Source organism: Mesorhizobium sp. ES1-6 (assembly GCF_020164775.1).
In the GTDB taxonomy this organism is placed as follows: Bacteria; Pseudomonadota; Alphaproteobacteria; order Rhizobiales; family Rhizobiaceae; genus Mesorhizobium.
The window spans coordinates 20,486-41,504 of sequence record NZ_JAIUGU010000011.1 but is presented as its reverse complement, the minus strand read 5'-3'; the positions used below and the strand labels follow the sequence as shown (position 1 = coordinate 41,504).

The window sequence follows — 21,019 nt, the reverse complement described above, 5'->3', positions numbered from 1 at the left end:
GGCGATGCATCCAAGACTGCTCAAGACCTTCCTCGCGGTGGCGCTGAGCCGCAACGTCACGCGCGCCGCCGAGGCGGTGCACCTCGCCCAGTCGAGCGTCAGCGACCAGATCCAGTCGCTGGAGGCCGAACTTGGGACTGCGTTGTTCACGCGCTTGAAGTCAGGCCTGGAACTGACGCCGGCGGGGCTGGCGCTGAAGCCCATCGCCGAGGAACTGCTGCGGCTCGATGGCGAGGCGCGTGCCGCCGTTCAGGCGGCAGCGGAGCAGACCAGCGGCGCGCTGACCATCGGCGCGCTGGAAACGATCGCCTCGGTCCGGCTGGCGCCCTGGCTGCCGGGGTTCCAGGCGAGCCATCCCGACATCGCCGTGCGGTTGAAAGTGGCTGATAGCGGCGCGCTGCTGCGCCAGCTCGAGGATGGCGACATCGACGTCGCCTTCTGTTTCGATCGCCGCGACGTTTCGAACGACGGCGCCGATCAACGCTTCGCCAGGCACATGATAGCGGCCGAACCGCTCGTACTTGTCGCCGCGCCGGGGCAGAACTTGGCTCCATGCGACCTGGCCGCGCTTGCGGCAAGGCGTTTCGTGGCAACGGAGCCTGGATGCATCTACCGGCACATGTTCGACACCGCCTTTGCCGAAGCGGGCATCGGCGCGCCGGAACTCGCCGCCGAAGTCGGCAGCATTGGCGCCATCGCGCGGCTGGTAGCGGCCGGCTCGGGGCTCGGCCTCGTTCCACGTCTGGCCGTCAGCGACGCGCTGGCGCGTGGTGATCTCACCGAACTGACATGGCCCGGTGAGATGCGGACGGCGCCACTGACGATGATCTGGCGGCGCCGGCGCGTCCAACCGCCGGCACTCCGGCAATTTCTCGCCGCCGCGCGCGAAACGCTGGCGCCCCAACGGGTGGGGGCCGATTCAGGTCTTGAATCGGCGAACCGCGCCAAGGTCTTGTTTCCAAACAATTCCTGAGCGGGCGGCGCTTCTGCCTAGGCGAGGCGATGCCCGCCCTCCACATGCAGCGTCGTTCCGGTCGTAAAACCATTGCCGATCAGGAACAAAATCGCGTCGGCGATATCGTCGGGCTGGCCGATCCTGCCGACGGGCAGGCGCTCGGCCATCGCCGCCAGCGTCTCGGCCTTCCTGTCGCCGGCAACCTGCGCCCAGATTTCGGTGTCGACCCAGCCGGGCGAGACGGCGTTGACGCGGATCGGCGCGAGCTCTATCGCCAGCGCCCGCACCAGCCCTTCGAGCGCCGCATTGACGGCGGCGACGACCGAGCCGCGCGCCGCCGGCCGATAGGCGGCAATGCCGGAGACGAAGCTCATCGAGCCGGCCGCCGCCAGCCGTGGCGCGCCATGCTTGGCGAGCAGCAACGGGCCGAAGAGCTTGCCGTCGACCACGCGTTGCGCCGCCTTGAGGTCGAGTTCAGGCAGCAGCCTATAGGCGCCTTCGATGTCGGCGGCGGTGCTGACGATGTGATCGAGGCCGCCGATCCCTGCGAACAACGCGGCGACCTGATCTTCCCGCGTGATGTCGACGACGGCCACGTCCAGGCCGGCGGGATTGCCCAGCGCCTCGCATGCCCGCCGCAGCCTGTCCTCGCCGCGCCCGGCGATGGTGACGTCCGCACCGGCCTCGACACAGCGTCTGGCCAACGCCAGCCCCATGCCGGAGCCGCCGCCGACGATCAGGATCTTTTGGTTGGAAGTGCTCATATCCGCTCTGCCTTTGTCTGGATGGACACGGGCAGGGGATTGGCAGGTCGGTGTGGAAAGCGGAAACGGAAGAAACCGATGGTGCTATCGGAGATGCCGATGGATTGGTGAGGGGCAGGGGGAGGTCAGCAGTCGAGGATTTGCAGATAGTCCGGCGCGGCAAGCCCTCGCATCACGCCGTCTCGCGTCATGATCGGAATCTTGCGCACCCGAGCGGTGGCGATAAGATAGCAGTCACCAGGGTCTTTGTGCGCCGTCGCAGTGACCACGGCGGCTGCTTCGATGGCTATCCGCTGTTTGATTGGAATGATCTTCGCGGCTGTGGCTTCGACAGCTGCTGAAAACCAGCGCGCAGGAGAATTGGCGCCAAGATCGGGCGGATTCTTATGGGCAGGCTTTCGCGCGGCGATTGCCAACTCCCACGCTGTGATAGGCGAGACATAAAGGGTGCCGGTCTCTTGGTTTTCGCCGATGGTTATCAGCGCATCGTTCGAAAGCGGTTCTGTCTCGCTCACCACCAATAGAGAACATGTGTGTCGAGCAGAATGCCCGGCACGGGTCAGCCTTTGGCCGCGTGTTTCGAAACTTGAGAACCGCCCTTGAGGGCTTGCTCGGCGATAGGCTTCGTCAGGTCTACGCTCTTCTTGATCGCGAACTTGCTACCTTTCAGCGATCCGGCGCCACGGACAACCACCGACTTTCCCGTCTTCGCGTTGCGGACTGTTAGACTTGATGATGCTGCGCTTGTCTTGGCCATGCGCTACATATAGCGAATTCTGAATGCCTGGACGAGAGGGCTTCTTTAGAAGATTGCACGCTTTTCCGCCCTATTCCCGCTTGGCACTCGCAAGCACCACGAGATTCCCGTCGGGATCACGCATGCGCATGATCCAGAAATGGTCGGCTTCCTCGATCGGGCCTGGGTCGAGGCCTGCATCGACCAGTCTCCGCCGCTCGGGCGCCAGCGGCAGCACGCCGAGCGTCAGCGTCGAGGTGCCGGCTTTTTCCTTGTCCTCGAACAGTTGCACTTCCGCGCTTTCCGTGAACTGCCATTCGGCGAGGCCGGGCATCGGCCGGCGCAATGGCGGCTTGCCGAAGAGCTTTTCATACCAGCCGATGCTGGGCTCGAGATCGGAGCAACTGACATGGGCGAAAACGGTTTGGATCGCCATCGGGACCTCCACGGATTGCACTCCAGTCGCAACGCGGCGATGGTTGGTGCGTTCCAGGCGAGGGCAGGGGTTCCGCTGCTGACGAAAATTGGCAGTGGGCCATGCCATGATGCCGGGACCTGAAACGAGGCCGGAGGCAGATGACAGTGACGCCAGCGACTACAGCACCGAACAGGCAGGCCCACTGATGGCGCCGGTCAAGGTCGATCCCGACAAGGTCAGGGAATTCCCCGACGCGGACAGTTTTTACGCCTGGCTCGGCCAGCACCACGCCACGGAAACCGAGGTGTGGATCAAGGTGCACAAGGTGGGGTCGGGCCTGAAATCGATCACGCCAAAGGAAGCGATCGACGTCGTGCTGTGCTTCGGCTGGATCGACGCGGTGCGCAAGGCGCTGGACGAGAACAGTTTTCTCCAGCGCTACACGCCGCGCGGCAAGAAGAGCATCTGGAGCAAGATCAATGTCGACAATGTCGCGCGTCTCGTCGAGGAGGGCCGCATGACCGCGCATGGGCTGGCCCAGGTCGAGGCGGCCAAGGCCGACGGGCGCTGGGCGCGCGCCTATGGCAGCGGCAAGAAGATGGAAATCCCAAGCGATTTGCAGGCGGCGATCGACGCCGAGCCGGCGGCGAAGGCGATGCTGGAAAAACTCAGCGCGCAGAACCGCTTCTCGCTTGCCTTCCGCACCCACAACATGAAGACCGAGGCTGGCCGCAAGAAGAAGATCGAGACCTTCGTGGCGATGCTGAAGCGCGGCGAGACGATCTATCCGCAGGGGAAGAAGTAGGGGCTTTCGGGCGCGGGAATGCGGGTCGATGGCTCGGGCGGCAAGGGTGCTGACGACGCCATGAAGATATCGCCGCGGACGGCCTGGACAAGAAAGTCGAGGACTGTCGTCACACGCAACGGTATATTCTGGCGGGATGGGTAGACGACGTTGATCGGCAGGCGCGTCGGCGAATAATCCGGCATCAGCTTGACCAGCCTGCCTGCTTCGATGTCCGCCCCGACCAGAATGTGGGAGAGCACCGCAAGCCCGGCTCCTGCCAGTGTCGCGCGATGAACGGCCATCGAATTGTTGGCGACAAGACGGGGCTCGATGCGCAGGACAACGTCGTCCGCTCCGCTCGAGAACGACCATGACCGGCCGTCGCCGGCACGGCTGTAGCAAATGCAGGAGTGATCCTTGATGTCTTGCGGCGTTCGCGGTGAGCCGCGTCCCTTGAGATAGCCTGGCGAGGCCACCAGAAAGGCTGTCGTCCAGCCGATCCGGCGGCACATCAGGCTGCTGTCACCGGCTGGCCCGAGGCGCACCTCGAGATCGATCGCATTGGCGATGAGGTCTGAAGGCTCGTCCCGAAAGATCAGCTCGACTTCCAGCGCCGGATGGCTCTCCAGCAGCCCCGCGAGGCGGTCGCCGATGAACAAGCCGAGCGGCGTGGGCAGGCTGAGCCGCACTTTTCCAGAGACGGTTGCCGCTTCGGCGCCGCTGGCATGGCCGAGCGCCTCGACCGCTTCGAGGACGCGCAGCGCCATCGGCAACATCTGTTCACCCTCCGCCGTCAAGGCGAGCGCGCTCGTCGTGCGGTGCAGAACGCGCGTCTTGAGATGCGCTTCCAGCGCGGAGACCTGCCGCGATACCGCCGGCTGCGTCAGATCGAGGTCGAGCGCGGCCGCTGAGAAGGATTTTGTCTGCGCCACCCGCAGGAACGTTCTCAACGCCGATACGACGTCCATCCTCGCCCTCATACTTTTCGACATAAGCCTTATGTCCGCATCCTAGGCGGATAGCGCTTTACTGTCCAGATATTACGGATATTTATTATCCTTAAGGATATAAGATATCCTCAAAAAAGGAAAAGCCATGACACAGCGCCTGAACGCCGCCCAGCAATCGCCTGAACTGTTCAAGAAGCTCTCCGAGTTCAGTATGGCCGAGGCACACGGTGCCATCGAGGAGAAGACCCGCGACCTCGTCCACATCAGGGCATCGCAGATCAATGGCTGCGCCTTCTGCCTCGACATGCATGTGAAGGAAGCCAGGATCCACGGCGAGGGCGAGTTGCGCCTCCATCATCTCGCCGTCTGGCGGGAATCGACCCTTTTCATTCCGCGTGAACGCGCTGCCTTGGCCTGGACCGAAGCCGTCACCAAGCTTCCCGAAGGTGGCATCCCGGACGAGCTCTATGAGCGCGTGCGCGGGCAGCTTTCGGAAAAGGAAATCTCCGACCTGACCTTTTCGGTCATGGCCATCAACGCCTGGAACCGTGTCAGCGTCGCCTTCAAGGCCGTACCCGGCTCCGCGGACAAGCTCTACGGCCTCGACAAGGCTGGTCTGAACTAAAACCCTTCCTTTCGGCTGACCATCAATCGACGCGGCGCGAGATCACGGCCGCAAACGGAGACCATCATGAAAATCGTCATCATCGGGGGCACCGGCCTTATCGGTTCCAAGACCACTGAACGCTTGCGCAAGCAGGGCAGCGAGGTGATCGCCGCCGCGCCGAACACTGGCGTCAACACCATCACCGGCGAAGGCCTGCAGGAGGCCCTCGAAGGCGCCGAAGTGGTGATCGACCTCGCCAACTCGCCTTCCTTCGAGGATAAGGCATCGATGGACTTCTTCACGACGTCCGGCCGCAATCTGCTCGCCGCCGGCAAGGCCGCGGGCGTCAGGCACCATATCGCGCTCTCGGTTGTCGGCACCGAACGCCTGCAGGACTGCGGCTATTTCCGCGCCAAGCTTGTCCAGGAAAATCTGATCAAGGCGTCCGGCATTCCCTACACCATCGTTCATTCGACGCAATTCATGGAGTTCCTGGCCGGCATCGCCAAGTCGGGCACGGTGAGCGAGGCCGTGCACCTGTCGCCGGCCTATGTACAGCCCATCGCGTCCGACGACGTCGCCGATGTGATGGCCGGGGTCGCGCTCGCCGCGCCGATCAACGGCACGATCGAGATCTCGGGGCCCGACCGTGTGCGGATGAGCGAACTCGTCGCCCGCTACCTCAAGGCTGTCGGCGATCCTCGCGAGGTCGTGGCCGATCCGGAGGCGCTCTATTTCGGCGCGAGGCTGAACGACACTTCGCTGGTCTCCGACGACAATCCGCGCCTTGGCCACATCACGTTCGAGCAGTGGTTCGCCGCCTCGACGCGGAAATCACCGCCGGCAAACGCGGCGGCCTAGGCCCGGGATACCGCTCAATGGAAAGGAGTTTTCAAATGATCAAGTCAATCGTCGCCGCCCTCGTCGTGACGGCAGCCCTGGCCGACCCGGCCGGCGCCACGCAAGCCCCGCGCACTGGCGAGAAGGCGGCCAAGGTCACCCTTGTCTATGAGCATGAACTGCCGAATGTTCCGGGCAAAAGCATCAAGGGCATCCTCGTCGAATATGGCCCCGGCGGTTACTCGCCGGCGCACACCCATCCGAGCTCGGCCTTCATCTATGCGACGGTTCTGGAAGGCTCGATCCGCAGCCAGGTCAATGACGACCCGGCCAAGGTCTACAAGGCCGGTGAGAGCTTTTCGGAGATGCCGGGCGATCGCCACAGCGTGAGCGAGAACGGCAGCAAGACGAAACCCGCAAAGCTGCTGGCTGTCTTCGTGGTCGATACCGCGCAGAAGGAACTGACCTATCCGGTCAAGAAGTAGGCGCAAGCGGCCGGACGCCATTCCTGGCGTCCGGCCCTGCCAGCAAATTCAATCCTGTCGGAGAGTCCATGTTCGGCGATCATCTGGCTCTGGTCCTGATCAACCTTCTGGGGCTCGTCGGCATTGCCGTGTGGTATTTCCAGGGCCGTGGGCGTCCCATGGCGCGCCTGATCGTCCAGATCCTGTTCTTCGCCGGCATGACGGCGGTGCTCGGCTTCAGCGATATCCTGCCGCACTGGATGGGCGAGGCGGATCTACAAGGCTCCGGCGCATATCTGGCGAAGTCGGCGCGCGTCCTCTGGTGGACGCATCTTGCCTGGACGCTTGTCGGCTTTGTGCGCCTTTACATCGTTCTGGAGCACCGGCCGCAAGAGGCGCGCCTGCTCCAGGACCTTGTCGTCGCCGCCATCTATCTCGGCGTGGCGCTGTCGATAACGGGCTTCGTCTTCGGCGCTCCCATCGGAACGCTGGCGGCAACGTCGGGCGTGGTTGCGATCATTGTCGGGCTTGCGCTGCAGAATACGCTTGGCGACGTCTTCTCCGGTATTGCGCTGACGCTGGGCCGACCCTTCACGCTCGGCGACTGGATCATGCTGAGCGACGGCACGGAAGGACGTGTCGTCGAGACAACTTGGCGTTCCACGCATCTGCTTACGGGTGCGACCAATATTGTCGTCCTCCCCAACAGCGTGTTGGCGAAGCTGAGCCTGACCAATCTCAGCCGTCCCGACGAGACGCAGCAAATGACCCTGGCCGTGCGGCTTGCGGCCACGCACGCGCCGCACGTCATCGAGGAGGCCATGCATGCGGCTCTGCGGAACTGCCAACGGATCGTGAAGGAGCCGGCACCGCTTGTCGCGCTCACGGAGATCGACGCGGCGGCCATCGGGATGGACCTGCTGTTTTGCGTCGCCGGTCCGGGCGACCGGCTACTTGCGAGAAATGAGGTGATCGACCTTGTCCATCGTCATTGCAAGGCGAACGGCCTGTCGCTTGCTATGTCGCCCCAAAGCTATGCCATCATGCTGCGGGCGGCCGCGGGCCAGCCGCTGGCGAGGATCATGCGTTAATGCTCACCCGGCGTGCTCCAGCACCCATTCGAAGCTGTTCTTCCAGAGCTCCGCCGGAATCTCCTGCGCCAGCGCTTCGGTGAGGTCGGAAAGCCTGACGCCGCGCAATTTTGCCCGCCAGGCTTCGTCGGCTTCCCACATGATGCGCGACACCGCGCAAGGGCTGCTTTCACAATAGCCCTGAGGTCGGCACGGGTTGTTTGCACGGATGTTGCTGCACACAAATGTCCGCGCCTTGCCCTCCACCGCTTCCACGATGTCCAGGAAGGTCAGTTCGGCCGGTGTCCGTGCCAGCCGGTATCCACCCGATGGGCCGAGCGTCGTATCGACAAGGCCTGCCTGCGACAGGCTTTGCAACGCCTTGGAAAGATATTCCTTGGGAAGGCCGTGGAATTCGGCAAGCGCCTTTGTGGAGAGATAGCGTCCCTCGGGCAGACCGGCGAGAATGGCGCAGCAGTGCAGTGCCCATTCGACTTGGCTTTTCAGAATCATCCACGGGTTCCGGAGTCGATGCCGACCCAACTCTATTAAGGATATGAAATATCCCTATTCTGCCATGGTGTAAACAGACAGGTTCTGGCAGGGAGGCAGGGCTGCCGTGGTGACGACATGATGGTTCTGTTCGGCACGAGGCGAAGATGAGAACCGCAATTCGGGGTCCATTGGCGCTCGGCATTGCCCCGCGGCGTTCAGCATCTGAATCGGAAATTGTGCCAACTGGTTGTTTTTGCATCAATCCCGCCTGGCATCCGCGCATCGCCTCCCGCTGAGATGGCGGGTGGACGAAGGGCGGCATGGCGGCTACCTTTCCGTGCCGCGACCAGATCGCGCGGCGCAGGGTCGCCGGGAGTTTTACCGTTGAGAAGTGCTGCTTCGTGGATGATGGCGGTGATCCTCGTTGCCGTCGCCGCGTGTGCCGGGGCGGGCGCCGCGGCCGCCCAGACACAGACACCCGCCGAGCTGTCTTTACCGGCGGATTTGGCATCGAAGGACATATCGGTCGGGGTCAAGGCCGCGCCGCCCTTCGCCTTCAAGCTGCAGGACGGTACCTGGTCCGGATTGAGCATCGACCTCTGGCAGAAAATAGCCGGGCGGCTCAACCTTCGCTTCCACTATGTCGAAGTGCCTGGTGTGCAGGACCAGATCGATGGCGTTGCCAGTGGCAAATTCGATGTGGCGATGGCCGCGATCACGGTCACGGCCGACCGCGAGAAAGCCGCCGATTTCTCGCAGCCCTTTTTCACGACCGGCCTCGGCATCGCCACACCGCTCAACAGCCAGCCGTCATGGCGGCCGATTTTGCATGCGCTGACCTCGTTCGGTTTCCTGCAGGCGGTGCTGGCGCTGGTCGTCATCTCGGTCGTGGTCGGCGTCCTGATCTGGATGTTCGAACGCCGCCACAATGACGATTTCGGCGGCGGCGTCGCCAAGGGCCTGTTTTCAAGCATGTGGTGGTCGACGATTGCCGCGACCCAGGCCAGCACCGGCGATTTCGGTCCGCGAACCGTGCCGGGACGCGTGCTCGCCGCGCTGTGGATGATGGGATCGATCATCGCCATCGCGGTGTTCACCGCCGGCGTCACATCGGTGCTGACGGTGACGCAGATGGAAGGCATGGTGCAGGGCGAAAGCGACCTCGGCACGGTCAGGGTCGGCGCCGTGCGGAATTCCTCGACGGCGTCCTATCTGGATTCCACCCATATCCGCCATCAGGATTTTGACACCATCCAGCAGGGCCTGGACACGCTGCGCACCGGCAAGATCGATGCGCTGGTCCATGACAAGCCGCTGCTTGGCTGGCTGGTCGGACAGAACTATGGCGCGAGCCTGCGGGTTCTCGACGCGACCTTCGACCAGCAGCAATATGCCATCGCGCTGCCTCTCGGCAGCCGGTTGCGCAAGCCGCTCGACGTCGCCCTGCTGCAAACCATGGAAAGCGACTGGTGGAAGCAGGCGGTCTTCCAGTATCTGGGCGAGAAATAAGCGAAACCCGGCCTTGATGGACAAGAAAAAGCCGCCCTCGCTTTTTGCGAGTGGCGGCCTTTTCCCGGGAGGAAGTCAGAAAGAGAGGTCAGAAAAGCTCAAGCTGCCTTGGCGTGCTTGTGATCGTGCTTCTTGTGGTGATGCTTCCTGGCGACGTGCTTCTTGGCGACGTGCTTGTGGCCGTGCTTCTTGCCCGCGTGCCGGTGAGCGTGCTTGCGCACATGCCTATGGTGCTTCTTGTGGTGCCGGTGACGCTTGTGCGCGGCCGACTTGACCGGCGTCTTCGCCGCGTCTACGGCCGCCGGCGTGGTCGCGGGGGCGGTTGTGGTCGCGGGGGCGGTCGTCGTCGCCGGAGCGGTCGTCGCGGTGGTGGTCGTGGCGGCAGCATTGGCGGTGCCGACAACCGGCATTGCGAGACCCAGCGCGATGGCGAGACCGAGAGCGGAGAGGAGAGGCTTGTTCATAATGGGCTTTCCTTCAGGGTTGATGATTGTCGTCACTGGTTGAGGTCGACCGGCGTCACGCCGAGGAGTTTCAGGGCGTTGGCGTAAGTACGGATGCCTTGCGCCTGCTTGCTCTCGCTACAGAACCGGTTCGCCTTGTCCTGCAGCGCCGTTGCCTGCGCGATCTGGCTCGCACTGGCACCGGGTTCGGCCTTGGTCCGGATGGCTCCGTCGAGTTGAAGCCCAAGCCGGCTGCAATATTCGCTCCGGGTGACCGCCGCCTCCGCGCCCGACTGCGCGACCGCGAGCATGGCAAGCGAAATGCCTGTCAGGGCACCCATCCATCTGGTCGAACGTCGTTGCATCGCAGGCAAGATCCCGTTGCGTTGTCTGGCGCCGCTGTCCGGCCGCCACGGGATGGTTATCGCAGACGATCTTTTCGCCAGTTTTTCCCGGATGTTGAATCTTGTTTCTGGAGTGTGTCTGGAGGCCGGGTTCACACCTCGTCGGCGTCGAACAGCAGCATCGTCAAATCGTCGTCGCCCGGGGCCAATATCCGCCGGTCGGCGGCGCAGGCAACGCCGACCTCGCTGGCGAACGCGGCGCGGATGTCGTCGAGGCTGTCGAAATACAATGTTCCCACCAGATAAGGCATCTCGCCCGCCGAGAGCTTGACGATGGGCCGCCTGCTGACATCGTAGCGCCGCAGGCCGGGAAGCTTCTTGGCCAACGGTATGTGAATGTCGAAATAGTGCCGGTCGAAGGCGGCCGGATCGGCCGGGGTTTTGTAGATCACGAGCATCTTGGCCATTGGTCCTGTCCTGTTGGCGTTGCTTGGTCGGGCCGTGCGGGCCACCGCGCCGAAGTCGTTCGACAGGCGCGGATTTCGACAAGCGAATGATTTTTGCCTGCGCGGCTGGAAAGCCGACCTTGGCGGCCTGTCGGTGCGCCGCCGTTCGCGCATACCCGCTGCGGCGCTTCTGCCTCTTCCCCAGGCACCGTCATTCGCGTAAAGGCGCGGGCAAATCCCTCCCATTCGGCTTGAGCCTCCCGGAACTATCATGATCAGACTGGAAAACATCGGCAAGCAGAACGGCCGTCAGCTTGTCTTCATCGAGGCGTCGGCCTCGCTGCAGAAGGGCGAGAAGATTGGCCTTGTCGGCCCCAACGGCGCCGGCAAGACGACGTTGTTTCGCATGATCACCGGCCAGGAACAGCCCGATGAGGGCCAGGTGCAGGTCGATCGCGGCGTTACCATCGGCTATTTCAGCCAGGATGTCGGCGACATGGCGGGCCACAGCGCGGTGGCCGAGGTGATGAACGGCGCCGGACCGGTGAGCGACGTGGCGGCCGAGATGGCGGAGCTAGAGGCCGCGATGGCCGATCCCGACCAGGCCGACCGGATGGACGAGATCATCGAGAAATATGGCGAGGCGCAGCATCGCTTCGAGGAACTCGACGGCTATGCGCTGGATGGCCGCGCGCGCGAAGTGCTGGACGGTCTCGGCTTTTCGCAGGAGATGATGGACGGCGATGTCGGCAAGCTGTCGGGCGGCTGGAAGATGCGCGTGGCGCTGGCCCGTATTCTTCTCATGCGGCCCGATGTCATGCTGCTCGACGAACCGTCCAACCATCTCGATCTCGAAAGCCTGATCTGGCTTGAGCAGTTCCTGAAAGGCTATGACGGCGCGCTGCTGATGACCTCGCACGACCGCGAGTTCATGAACCGCATCGTCAACAAGATCGTCGAGATCGATGCCGGCTCGCTCACCGCCTATTCCGGCAATTACGAATTCTACCAGCAGCAGCGGGCGATCGCCGACAAGCAGCAGCAGGCGCAGTTCGAGCGCCAGCAGGCGATGCTGGCCAAGGAGATCGCCTTCATCGAACGCTTCAAGGCGCGGGCCTCCCATGCCGCGCAGGTGCAGAGCCGGGTGAAGAAGCTCGACAAGATCGACCGCGTCGAGCCGCCCAAGCGGCGCCAGATCGTGAATTTCGAGTTCCAGCCGGCGCCGCGTTGCGGCGAGGATGTCGTCACCTTGAAGAACGTCCACAAGGCCTATGGCAGCCGCACCATCTATGAAGGGCTCGACTTTCAGGTCCGCCGCCGCGAGCGCTGGTGCATCATGGGCGTCAATGGCGCGGGCAAATCGACGCTGTTGAAGCTGGTGGCCGGCGCCTCCGACCCCGATGCCGGCACGGTGGCGCGGGGACCGAGCGTGAAAATGGGCTATTTCGCCCAGCACGCCATGGAGCTTCTGGAAGGGGAGCGCACCGTGTTCCAGACGCTGGAAGACAATTTTCCGCAGGCCGGCCAGGCGCCGCTTCGGGCGCTTGCCGGCTGTTTCGGCTTTTCCGGCGACGAGATCGAGAAGAAATGCCGGGTGCTGTCAGGTGGCGAGAAGGCGAGGCTGGTGATGGCGCTGATGCTGTTCGACCCGCCCAATTTGCTGGTGCTGGACGAGCCGACCAACCACCTCGACATCACCACCAAGCAGATGCTGATCGAGGCGCTATCGCAATATGAGGGCACCATGCTGTTCGTCTCGCACGACCGGCACTTTTTGGCGGCACTGTCGAACCGCGTGCTGGAGCTGACGCCAGAAGGCGTCCACACCTATGGCGGCGGCTACACTGAATATGTCGAGCGCACCGGACAGGAAGCGCCGGGCTTGCGGAGCTGATTCCAGCTTTTGGAATGTGCGCCGAAGCGCCGCATGGTCGATGGCGACGCGCTCCGGCGGGCAGCCTATCTTAGCGAGATGGCCATCCCGCTCAGGTCAGCGTTGACCTGCAGGCCCACCTGTTTGCCGGTGAGCTCGAGCTGGGCGCCCTCGTCGTTGGTCATCACGATCACCTGGGCCCCTTTGCCGAGCGTGCCGCCGCCGCCGGCCGCGCCATATACGCCGGTCACGTCCCGGGCGCGCCTGATATGGCGCACGGTGCCGCGGAAATAGGTCTTGGAGACGCCGAAGGCGAGGCCGCCCGAGACGCCGCCGATCGAGATGGGGTAGCTTTTACCATGGAAGGTGAAGGTCCCTTCGCCTCCGGAGCCGCCGACGAAGAAGGCCGCCTTGTAGACGGAGAAGCGGATCGTGCCGCTGTCGGCATGCGCGGCGGTGGCAAAGCCGATGCCCGCGGTGGCGATGGCGGCAGCCGCTATCGAGCGAAATCCAGATGAAATTTTCATGATAAGAGCTCCTCAAATTACCGCTTGTCCGACCGGACAGGCGCGTCAGCGCTGTGTCAAAGTTACAACTGAACAGTCTCGCCTGTCATTTGGTTCCGGGCACGCAGCTCGATTCTGACCGTGGAAGATCGACACGGAGCGGGGTCTATGGCAAGCGCTGGGACGAGACATCGCGGATACGTGATTGGCGCGGGCACTACGACGGGCAAGCTTGCCGAGAGCGGGACGGGGACAGCAAGGGGCTCGGGATGAGAATTGCGATGACAATTGCAATGTCCGCACTGGCCGCGACGATGGCTGGATGCGCGACCTCTCCGGTGGACTATGGAGCCTCGCTTTCGCAGCAGGACCAGAAATGGGCGACGCCGCAATGCCAGCAAGCCCGGGCGGCGGCTTCGGACTACGCGGTCCGCGAAAAAACGCACCCGGGCTGGGAATTCGTCGCCCTTGGCCCGTATGGTTTGGGTATCATAGCGGCCACCAAGGAGCACGAGCAGAAGCAGCGAAAGCTGCTCGCCCGCGACGTGCATCTGCAATGTTCGAGCCTGCCGCTGCCGAAGGAATTGCAGGGTGATCTGGGGGCGGGCGGCCCGGACAAGGCGAAATATCCGTAGGCCCGGCTTGAAAGCCGTGCAGGCACCGCCGCTTTCGACCCGTTGCAGTCATCCGGTTGAGCTGCGACCATGGCGTGATGGAAAAGTCCGCCCCGCCATGGCCTTTGCTGCAAATCGCAATCGAGGCAAAGTCGAAAGCCGATGAGGAGAAGCTGCGTATCGCCTTGCGGAGACTGGCGGGCGGCAATCCCGGATTCCATGTCAGATGGGACGAGGAATCGGGGCAGACGATCATCGCCTTCATGGACGAGGTTGAACTCGAGAGCATCATCGACCGCGTGCGCCACGAGTTCAATATTGCGGTGAATATCGGCACGCCGCAGGTGGCTTATCGCGAGACGATTACCCGCAGCCATCAGCGGGATCACACACACAAGAGATTGTTTGGAGGGGCGGGCCAGTTCGCCCGTGTGGTGATTAAGTTCGAGCCGAACTCGCACAAAGCGGACTTCGCATTCCAGTCCGGGATCATCGGCGATGCGGTTCCGAACGATTATGTTGAAGGGGTCGAAAAGGGGCTGCTAAGCGCCCTGGCGGCTGGGCCATTCGCGGGCTTTCCAATGATTGGCGTCAAGGCAACTCTGGTGGACGGGGATTGGCACCAGACCGACTCCTCGGCTCTGGCTTTCGAAATCGCCGGCCGCGCCTGCTTTCGCGAAGCCGCTCCGCGTCTCGGCGTGCAGTTGCTTGAGCCGATCATGAAGGTCGAGGTGATGACGCCAGCAGACCATGTCGACGGCATCATCGGCGAACTGAAGAGCCGCCGTGGCCATATCCAGGATCAGGAAACCCGCGACCCGGACGTCCTCATCAATGCGGTGGTGCCGCTCGCAACCATGTCCAAATTGGAGGACGCACTGCGCTCGCTTTCAAAAGGACAGGCACGCTTGAGCACCTTCTATAGCAGATACGCTCCAGTGCCGGGGTTTGACGACCGCGAACCACCGCCCGCGGCGGCCATGTTCGCCTGATGCGCCTCCCAAGCAGGCCCGCCAAATCTGGCCGCAACCGGCCTCCAGGCGCGCCTTCGACCTAGCGCAGCAGCCCTTCGGCCTCGAACGTGTCCCAGCCTTCGAGCTTTGGCGCATCATCCCCACCCGAATTTCTGGTCTTGCGCGCCTTGCCGCTCCGCTTGCCGGCTCGCGTCAGCGCGGCCTTGCCGGCCCCGCGCCGTCTGTTTTCGGAGGTTTCGCGCGCATCCTCCTCCCGCCAGGCGGTCGCCAGGTCGCGATCGAGAATGTCCTCGATGTGCCGTGGATCGAAGACGTGGAAGGTCACGGCCTTGGATCGCCCGCGCATCTTCACGGTGCGCGTGCCGATGCTTTTCAGGCGCCCGTCCTTCAGCCATTTGTGACGCTCGCGGGCGGAGATGGTGAGAATGTCCTCGGCCTCGCGCGGCAGCACGGGCAGCGCTTCGATCCCTTCCAGTGTGCTCGCAATGGTTGCCGAGGCGGCCTGGAACGCATCCGCGTCGGCTTTCACCATGCGCAAGACGATTCGGCCCGTTTCGGCCTTGGCGAACGTCCTCACCGTCCACGGCAGTCTGGCCCTGATTTCGCGTTCGATCCCCTTCAGGCGCATGGAGGACCCAAGCGTCGCCGATGGCGGCAGCGGCCATTCGGCAACGAGTGACGCAGCTGTGGTACCGCCGCGCTCCGATGCGCGATCAGGAGCGGCGGCAATTGCCGCAACGATGCCGCTCACCATCTTGCGCAGGGAACCGCGCTTCTTGTCGGTCATGTGTCCTTTTTGCTCATCAGGTGCCTTGCTGGAACCACGTTACCACGGCCGACAACCGAAATCGGGCCAAACAGTTCCTTGATCCGGCCAGCTTGCACGTTCCACTCGGGCGATGTGCGATGACGGCGACAGCAATCAGCCGGTGAGCCACCTGCGCAGGATGCTGTAGATGCCGTCGTTTGGGCGCACTGATATCCGCGGGAGAAGCAGCCTGTCGTCTTCCGACCGCGCCCTGCCGCTGCGAGTGGTTGTGGCGCTGGCATAGCCGGCCTCCTCAACCACGCTCCTGATCTCCTCGGACACATCGCCGTAGGGGTAACAGAAGGCGTCGACCGTATTGCCGATCAGATCTTCCAACTCGTGGCGAACATCGGTGATCTGACGCCGGGATTCGGCCGGCGCGGCAGCCGTGAGGCGAACGTGGTCCAACGTGTGGGCACCCACCTCATGACCTGAGCGGACCCAATCCAGTATCTCTTCCTTTGACATGCAGGCGGCGTGCGGGATGCCGAGCCCCGCATCCCATTTGTTGAAGCCACCAATCTGCCTGCTGACCAGGTAGTTGGTTGCGGTGAAACCACATCTCTGAAGGGTCGCAAGCGCGTTCGAATGGACATTGCGAAAGCCATCGTCGAACGTGATGCCAACCACCCTCCCGGACCTTTCTCCGTCCAGAAAGGGTTTCAGGTCACGCATCGACAGGCCTGTCCATCCCAGGCGCTTCAACCAATTCATCTGATGGCGAAAGGCGCGTGGGGAGACCGTCAAATGGCTGAACGGGCCACCCTTTCCGGCGGCCTCATCGATTTGATGGTACATCAAGATTGGTATTGGCATTAGGCGGCGCTGGATGGTGTGGATATTCCATCACCATCATGCCGCGCCGAACGCGCGCTCCATGATGGTGGAACGGTATCGTCTTCTCCAGCCTCAACCGGCAGATGTTGGCGATTTGCAAGCCTACCCGCCGTGCTTCGGTCTTGACGGTCGTCAACGGAGTTTTTCTGCGCTTTTTTACGAGATTGCGCTTCATCTGGTACGGCGATCGATCCTGCTCTATCTGGCTCGCCAATTCGATCCATTTGTCCTTAAGAAACAGCCCCTGCGCGCAAGCCGCCGGCAGGATTTGATAGATGGTCTCGGATGATGACGTCGCGAGCGTGGGGTCGAAAAGCACGTGATCGACTGGAATATTGAAATCTCCAGTCGCTTGAAGGAGGTCGCGGGCCGCCTTCCTTGAAATGATGTAGGCTCCAGCGCCAAGATGCAGTCCGTAAAGCCTCGCCACCGAAAAACTGAAGCCGACATGCGACGGCATCATCGCTATCACGGCCTTCTTGAAGACCGTCTCCAGCTTGATGATGCTTGCGTCGGCTGGTATCCAGCCGACGTCGGCAAGCAATGGGCCTGCCTTGGCGGTGAAGACGGTGTCATCCTCGAACACCGCGCCATAGGCTTCGTCGCCCTCCGCAATGATGTGCCAGCATGCCTTATGGCTCAGAAAGCAGGCAATTTCGGTGGGTGACAGGATTCGCGACATCGCGGCGATCTCCGGCCGTTTCATCCCGTCAACGGCGGAAACACGCTCAAATTTTACCTGAATCCGTGCAAACTCGGTGGTCATATGGGCAAGCCGACCAGGAGACCGGTCCAAATTGATGACCAGGCATCTCATCATGCGACCCGCCACTTGGCCGCGCATATGCATGGCAAGACGTTCGCAGCCAAAGCGAATGAAAAGAGATCGCGTTGCAAGTCATCATCCCAACCCATCTGTATTTTACTACGACGCCGGATGATTGGTCAAGTTGTAGGCCGGATTGTACAAATAGCATTTGCCCCCGAGTCGAATTCGTTACGGCACAATCAATTTGGCGTCCCTCCATGCTGAGCTGGGATGGCCGGCTTGGGCGCGAGCCAGCGCGGGGAGGTCGAAGAAAGTCGATCTCGCGCGGACCCTGGTCTCCTCCACGCCCTATTCGGGTTCGCCAAACCACCGTGACGCGGCCTGGGTAGCCTCCTCGATGTCGGGCTCGCCATCAGCGGCCCAGGCGACGAAGCCATCGGGGCGCACGAGCAGGGCGCTCAGGCCGAACCGCTCTCGGGCATCGCCGGCGATATAGGCGATCCGCCCGCTCCAGCGACCGCCGAGCGCCTGGAGCGGAGCGCGGCCATCGAAGTCCAGCAGCAGGCCGCGTCCAGAGCGCATGAGCTCCCCGAGCCTCGTCCCGTCGGCCAGCTCGAAATCGGGCGCGCCGCGGCCGACCAGCGGATGGGCGCCGCCGAGATCGTAGCGCAGGCCAACGCCCCAGACGCGCTCGGCGAAATAGGTGGCGCCGTCGCGCGTGTCGATGAGGTCGCGGACGATGGCCGCGAGCGCCCGCGAATCGCGGCTTGGGCGCATCAGCGCGACCTGCGCGCGCGACCAGTCGAGCACATCGGCGCCGACGGGATGACGCTCCTCGAAATAGCTGTCGAGCAGGCCTGCCGGCGCATCGCCACGGATGGTGGCGGCAAGCTTCCAGCCAAGGTTCATCGCGTCGCCCAAGCCGAGATTGAGGCCTTGGCCGCCCAAGGGGGAATGGATATGCGCGGCGTCGCCGGCGAGCAGCACCCGGCCCTTGCGGTAGGCGGTCGCCTGGTAGGCGCGGTCCGTCCAGGTGGTGGCCAGCCGCAGCGCGGTCACCGTGACGTCGGTGCCGGAGACGCGGCGCAACACCGCCTGCACATGCTCCGGCGTGATCGGCTGGGTGCGGTGGAAAGCGCCGCCGTCGAACTCGACCATCGCGATCGTGCCCGGCCGGCCATAAGTATACATGCCCGTCGCCGTGTAGTGACGGCCGGGCTCGAGCTTTTCGGGATCGGCCAGCTCGACGTCGACCGAATAGCCGGTGAATTCGGGATCGGTGCCGACGAATTCGAAGCCGCCGGCCTTGCGGACCGTGCCGCGGCCGCCATCGCAGCCGACGAGCCAGTGCGCGCGAAAAATTGCGCCGCCGGCGCGGATGGTAACGTCCCCGTCCGACTGGTCGAAACCCTCGACGCCGAGGCCGCGCCTGATCTCGGCGCCCATCGCGCTCGCCCGCGCCGCCAGCACGGTTTCGATCGCCTCCATGTCCGACGCCGTGTGGGTGCCGGCTGGGCCGGGCAGGCGATACGGCCATTTCGAAGAGTCGACCGCATCGAGATGGAACTGGATGCCGGCGAAATGGCCGCCCGGCCGGCGCGGCTGCTTTGTCCAGTGCGCGGCGGCCGAGACGTCGCCGGCCGCCTGTCGCGGCGCGGCGATGTCGTCGAGCAAGCCGCGACGGTGGAAAGCCTCGATGGTGGGCGCCGAAAGGCCGCGCATGCCGAAAGGCAGCCGCTTCAGCGGCGAGCCGGGATGCTCGGCCTGCTCCAGCACGAGCACGCGGAGGCCGGCGAGGCGAAGCTCGCAGGCGAGAAACAGGCCGACAGGGCCGGCGCCGGCAATCACGACATCATATGGGTTGGGGTTTTGCATGAACTGCTCCTCGGTCGATGTTCGACCGGAGCGTTCCTCGCTTTGAGAACCACACGGACGAACGATTGGGCGCCATCAGCGTCCGATGTTCGTCGCGGGGATCTTGTGCACGAAGCCAAAGACCAGAGCCTTCTCAGCGAACGATTTCGCTGGCGAAGGGGAGTTGGGCTTACCAAACCAACCCTGCCTTTTCCGACAGTGGCGATATAAGGGAGTGGCGATTGATCCGCAACAGGGGGAACGTGATGATCTTCTGGGTAGCGAGCGTGGCCGGACTGGCGATCGCCTATCTCTTCGGTTCGATTCCCACGGGCTATCTGGCGGGAAAACTGCTCGGGGGCATCGATATCCGGGAGCATGGCTCCAGATCGACCGGTGCGACCAACGTGTTGCGAACCCTGGGCAAGGGGCCTGCTTTGGCGGTGCTGCTGGTCGATGTGCTGAAAGGCGTGGCGGCGATCGTCCTTATCCGCTGGCTCCATGCATTGCCGTTGCTGACGCCACCGGCCGGACTTGAGCCGCAAAGCTTCGTGCCCTGGACCGTCTGCCTCGCCGGCCTTGCGGTGCTGCTCGGGCATGGCCGCTCGATCTGGTTGAATTTCACCGGCGGCAAATCCGCCGCGACCGGGCTTGGCGTGCTGCTGGCGATGTCGTGGCCGGTCGGTGTGGGTGCGGCGGCGGTGTTCTGCCTTGTGCTGGGTGTTTCCAGGCTCGTTTCCCTCAGTTCGATGCTGGCGGCGTTGACAGCGATGGCGCTTGTCTGCGGCCTTGAGCAACCGCTACCCTACCGGCTGCTGGTGATTGCCGGCGGGCTCTACGTGATCGCACGCCATCGTGCCAACATCCGGCGGCTTCTGGCCGGGACGGAGCCGCGCCTTGGGCAAGAAAGCGCCAAGACGGAACCACAGGTTTGAGCTATCAGGTTAAGGGCATAGGGACGGTTTCGAACAACAATGGCCAGGCGGATTGCGTTTCTCCTCGTTCGCGATTTCACCCTGTCGCCGCTGTCGCTGTTCATCGACCGCTGCGGCTGGCGGGCGATGAGGGCGATCGCAGCCGCAGGATAGAGTTCGACTGGGAGATCGTCGGCGAACGCGGTCTGCCGATCCGGGCAAGTTGCGGCGTCGAATTGCTGCCGACCGGGGGGATCGGCAATCCGGAGGATTTCGACAATGTCGTCGTGGTCGGCGGGCTGCTCGACACCAACCGTGCCTTGAGTTCCGAGAAGGAGGCGTTCCTGTTGCGGGCCGCCGGCAAGGGGGTGCCGCTGACGGCGCTCTGCACGGGCAGTTTCGTGCTCGCGCGCTACGGCCTGCTCGATGGTTATAGCGCCGCCGTCAGCTGGTTCCACATCAAGGATTTCCGCAGCCGGTTCCCGGAGGTGAACGCTCATGCCGACAGCCTGTTTACCGTCGACCGGGGCCGCTCGACATGCGCCGGTGGCACTGGTGCCGCCGACCTTGCGGGTCACTTTGTATCCCAGTTCATCGGCCAGAAGGCGGCCGAAAAGGCCGCCAAGATCCTCGTCCTCGACCGGATCAGAAGCAGCAGGGACGTCCAGCCCGTGGGCGACCTGTTTCCCGGTGCGTCGAGCCGGGCGGTGAAGCGCGCCTTGCTGTTGATGGAGAGCAACCTCCAGGAGACGCTGTCGGTCGCCGAGATCGCAAGCCGCCTGAACTGCTCGCGGCGCCAGCTCGAACGGCTCTTCGGATCGGAACTGGGCATCGGCCCGATGGCCGCCTATCTGGCGCTCAGGGTGCATCATGCGAAGTCGCTTCTGGAAGGCAGCGACCTGCAGATCGGCGACATCGCCTACCGCTGCGGCTTCACCAATGCCGGCCATTTCAGCCGCGTGTTCCGCCAGCAGACCGGCATCACGCCGACGCATCTCAGGCATCTAAACCGCATGCCCGGCGGAGCAATGATCCAATGAAG

General features: G+C 63.5%; 25 protein-coding genes. 12 read left to right on the top strand and 13 right to left on the bottom strand.

Features of this window, described 5'->3' with window-relative positions:
• Positions 1-4: 4 nt before the first annotated feature.
• Complete coding sequence (locus LB564_RS23610) at positions 5-973, top strand: LysR family transcriptional regulator (RefSeq protein WP_140708826.1); 969 nt, start codon at positions 5-7, stop codon at positions 971-973.
• A 17-nt stretch (positions 974-990) separates the two neighbouring features.
• On the opposite strand, the gene LB564_RS23605 is transcribed toward LB564_RS23610, so the two are convergent.
• The 3 genes from LB564_RS23605 to LB564_RS23595 all read right to left on the bottom strand — a co-directional run bounded on the left by LB564_RS23605 (position 991) and on the right by LB564_RS23595 (position 2,891).
• The gene (locus LB564_RS23605) at positions 991-1,719 is read right to left on the bottom strand and encodes an SDR family oxidoreductase (protein WP_224541377.1); all 729 of its coding nucleotides are present in this window, start codon (positions 1,717-1,719) and stop codon (positions 991-993) included.
• Positions 1,720-1,844: 125 nt separating this feature from the next.
• Positions 1,845-2,234 carry a PIN domain-containing protein gene (locus LB564_RS23600; protein WP_181173795.1) on the bottom strand — a complete coding sequence of 130 codons (390 nt, stop codon included), beginning with the start codon at positions 2,232-2,234 and terminating at the stop codon, positions 1,845-1,847.
• Positions 2,235-2,546: 312 nt separating this feature from the next.
• Positions 2,547-2,891, bottom strand: coding sequence for a VOC family protein (locus LB564_RS23595; RefSeq protein WP_140708820.1), 345 nt, complete (start codon positions 2,889-2,891; stop codon positions 2,547-2,549).
• Between the two features lie 187 nt (positions 2,892-3,078).
• Here LB564_RS23595 and LB564_RS23590 point away from each other — a divergent pair, with 187 nt between their 5' ends.
• Complete coding sequence (locus LB564_RS23590) at positions 3,079-3,678, top strand: YdeI/OmpD-associated family protein (RefSeq protein WP_224541669.1); 600 nt, start codon at positions 3,079-3,081, stop codon at positions 3,676-3,678.
• Here LB564_RS23590 and LB564_RS23585 read toward each other — a convergent pair.
• Positions 3,657-4,628 carry a LysR family transcriptional regulator gene (locus LB564_RS23585; protein ID WP_224541375.1) on the bottom strand — a complete coding sequence of 324 codons (972 nt, stop codon included), beginning with the start codon at positions 4,626-4,628 and terminating at the stop codon, positions 3,657-3,659. The genes LB564_RS23590 and LB564_RS23585 overlap by 22 nt on opposite strands.
• 127 nt (positions 4,629-4,755) lie before the next feature.
• On the opposite strand from LB564_RS23585, the gene LB564_RS23580 reads away from it, so the two are divergent.
• The 4 genes from LB564_RS23580 (at position 4,756) to LB564_RS23565 (ending at position 7,612) form a co-directional block, all read left to right on the top strand.
• Positions 4,756-5,235, top strand: a complete 480-nt coding sequence (locus LB564_RS23580; RefSeq protein ID WP_224541373.1) for a carboxymuconolactone decarboxylase family protein — start codon at positions 4,756-4,758, stop codon at positions 5,233-5,235.
• Positions 5,236-5,301: 66 nt separating this feature from the next.
• On the top strand, positions 5,302-6,078 hold the full coding sequence (locus LB564_RS23575; RefSeq protein WP_224541372.1) for an SDR family oxidoreductase: 777 nt from the start codon (positions 5,302-5,304) through the stop codon (positions 6,076-6,078).
• Positions 6,079-6,113: 35 nt separating this feature from the next.
• Positions 6,114-6,542, top strand: coding sequence for a cupin domain-containing protein (locus LB564_RS23570; protein WP_224541370.1), 429 nt, complete (start codon positions 6,114-6,116; stop codon positions 6,540-6,542).
• Positions 6,543-6,610: 68 nt separating this feature from the next.
• Positions 6,611-7,612, top strand: a complete 1,002-nt coding sequence (locus tag LB564_RS23565) for a mechanosensitive ion channel family protein (RefSeq protein ID WP_224541368.1) — start codon at positions 6,611-6,613, stop codon at positions 7,610-7,612.
• A 3-nt stretch (positions 7,613-7,615) separates the two neighbouring features.
• Here the strand turns inward: LB564_RS23565 and LB564_RS23560 are convergent, their stop codons facing one another.
• Positions 7,616-8,104 (bottom strand): RrF2 family transcriptional regulator, encoded by a 489-nt coding sequence (locus tag LB564_RS23560; protein WP_224541366.1) that lies wholly within the window; start codon positions 8,102-8,104, stop codon positions 7,616-7,618.
• Positions 8,105-8,470: 366 nt separating this feature from the next.
• On the opposite strand from LB564_RS23560, the gene LB564_RS23555 reads away from it, so the two are divergent.
• Positions 8,471-9,595, top strand: coding sequence for a transporter substrate-binding domain-containing protein (locus tag LB564_RS23555; RefSeq protein ID WP_224541363.1), 1,125 nt, complete (start codon positions 8,471-8,473; stop codon positions 9,593-9,595).
• A gap of 98 nt (positions 9,596-9,693) precedes the next feature.
• On the opposite strand, the gene LB564_RS23550 is transcribed toward LB564_RS23555, so the two are convergent.
• The 3 genes from LB564_RS23550 to LB564_RS23540 all read right to left on the bottom strand — a co-directional run bounded on the left by LB564_RS23550 (position 9,694) and on the right by LB564_RS23540 (position 10,849).
• Positions 9,694-10,059: a hypothetical protein gene (locus LB564_RS23550; protein ID WP_140708812.1), complete on the bottom strand. Its 366-nt coding sequence runs from the start codon at positions 10,057-10,059 to the stop codon at positions 9,694-9,696.
• Positions 10,060-10,091: 32 nt separating this feature from the next.
• Positions 10,092-10,379 (bottom strand): hypothetical protein, encoded by a 288-nt coding sequence (locus LB564_RS23545; RefSeq protein ID WP_224541362.1) that lies wholly within the window; start codon positions 10,377-10,379, stop codon positions 10,092-10,094.
• A 155-nt stretch (positions 10,380-10,534) separates the two neighbouring features.
• Positions 10,535-10,849, bottom strand: coding sequence for an EthD family reductase (locus LB564_RS23540; protein WP_224541360.1), 315 nt, complete (start codon positions 10,847-10,849; stop codon positions 10,535-10,537).
• Positions 10,850-11,099: 250 nt separating this feature from the next.
• On the opposite strand from LB564_RS23540, the gene LB564_RS23535 reads away from it, so the two are divergent.
• Positions 11,100-12,722, top strand: a complete 1,623-nt coding sequence (locus LB564_RS23535; protein WP_224541359.1) for an ABC-F family ATP-binding cassette domain-containing protein — start codon at positions 11,100-11,102, stop codon at positions 12,720-12,722.
• A gap of 65 nt (positions 12,723-12,787) precedes the next feature.
• On the opposite strand, the gene LB564_RS23530 is transcribed toward LB564_RS23535, so the two are convergent.
• A complete protein-coding gene (locus LB564_RS23530) occupies positions 12,788-13,228 on the bottom strand; it encodes a hypothetical protein (RefSeq protein WP_224541357.1) in 441 nt (146 codons plus the stop codon).
• Between the two features lie 248 nt (positions 13,229-13,476).
• On the opposite strand from LB564_RS23530, the gene LB564_RS23525 reads away from it, so the two are divergent.
• Positions 13,477-13,842, top strand: coding sequence for a hypothetical protein (locus tag LB564_RS23525; RefSeq protein WP_140709096.1), 366 nt, complete (start codon positions 13,477-13,479; stop codon positions 13,840-13,842).
• Positions 13,843-13,919: 77 nt separating this feature from the next.
• Positions 13,920-14,813: a hypothetical protein gene (locus tag LB564_RS23520; protein ID WP_224541355.1), complete on the top strand. Its 894-nt coding sequence runs from the start codon at positions 13,920-13,922 to the stop codon at positions 14,811-14,813.
• A gap of 61 nt (positions 14,814-14,874) precedes the next feature.
• Here LB564_RS23520 and LB564_RS23515 read toward each other — a convergent pair whose 3' ends face one another.
• The 4 genes from LB564_RS23515 to LB564_RS23500 form a co-directional block, all read right to left on the bottom strand.
• The gene (locus LB564_RS23515; RefSeq protein ID WP_224541353.1) at positions 14,875-15,582 is read right to left on the bottom strand and encodes a hypothetical protein; all 708 of its coding nucleotides are present in this window, start codon (positions 15,580-15,582) and stop codon (positions 14,875-14,877) included.
• A gap of 135 nt (positions 15,583-15,717) precedes the next feature.
• Complete coding sequence (locus LB564_RS23510) at positions 15,718-16,419, bottom strand: polysaccharide deacetylase family protein (protein WP_224541351.1); 702 nt, start codon at positions 16,417-16,419, stop codon at positions 15,718-15,720.
• Positions 16,382-17,257: a glycosyltransferase family 25 protein gene (locus tag LB564_RS23505; RefSeq protein ID WP_224541668.1), complete on the bottom strand. Its 876-nt coding sequence runs from the start codon at positions 17,255-17,257 to the stop codon at positions 16,382-16,384. Before LB564_RS23505 ends, LB564_RS23510 begins: the two co-directional genes overlap by 38 nt.
• A 300-nt stretch (positions 17,258-17,557) precedes the next feature.
• Positions 17,558-19,084 carry an FAD-dependent monooxygenase gene (locus LB564_RS23500; protein ID WP_224541349.1) on the bottom strand — a complete coding sequence of 509 codons (1,527 nt, stop codon included), beginning with the start codon at positions 19,082-19,084 and terminating at the stop codon, positions 17,558-17,560.
• A 245-nt stretch (positions 19,085-19,329) separates the two neighbouring features.
• On the opposite strand from LB564_RS23500, the gene plsY reads away from it, so the two are divergent.
• Together plsY and LB564_RS23490 are read left to right on the top strand one after the other, a co-directional pair.
• Positions 19,330-19,998, top strand: coding sequence for a glycerol-3-phosphate 1-O-acyltransferase PlsY (gene plsY, locus LB564_RS23495; RefSeq protein WP_224541348.1), 669 nt, complete (start codon positions 19,330-19,332; stop codon positions 19,996-19,998).
• Positions 19,995-21,017 (top strand): GlxA family transcriptional regulator, encoded by a 1,023-nt coding sequence (locus LB564_RS23490; RefSeq protein WP_224541346.1) that lies wholly within the window; start codon positions 19,995-19,997, stop codon positions 21,015-21,017. Before plsY ends, LB564_RS23490 begins: the two co-directional genes overlap by 4 nt.
• The last annotated feature ends 2 nt before the right edge of the window (positions 21,018-21,019 follow it).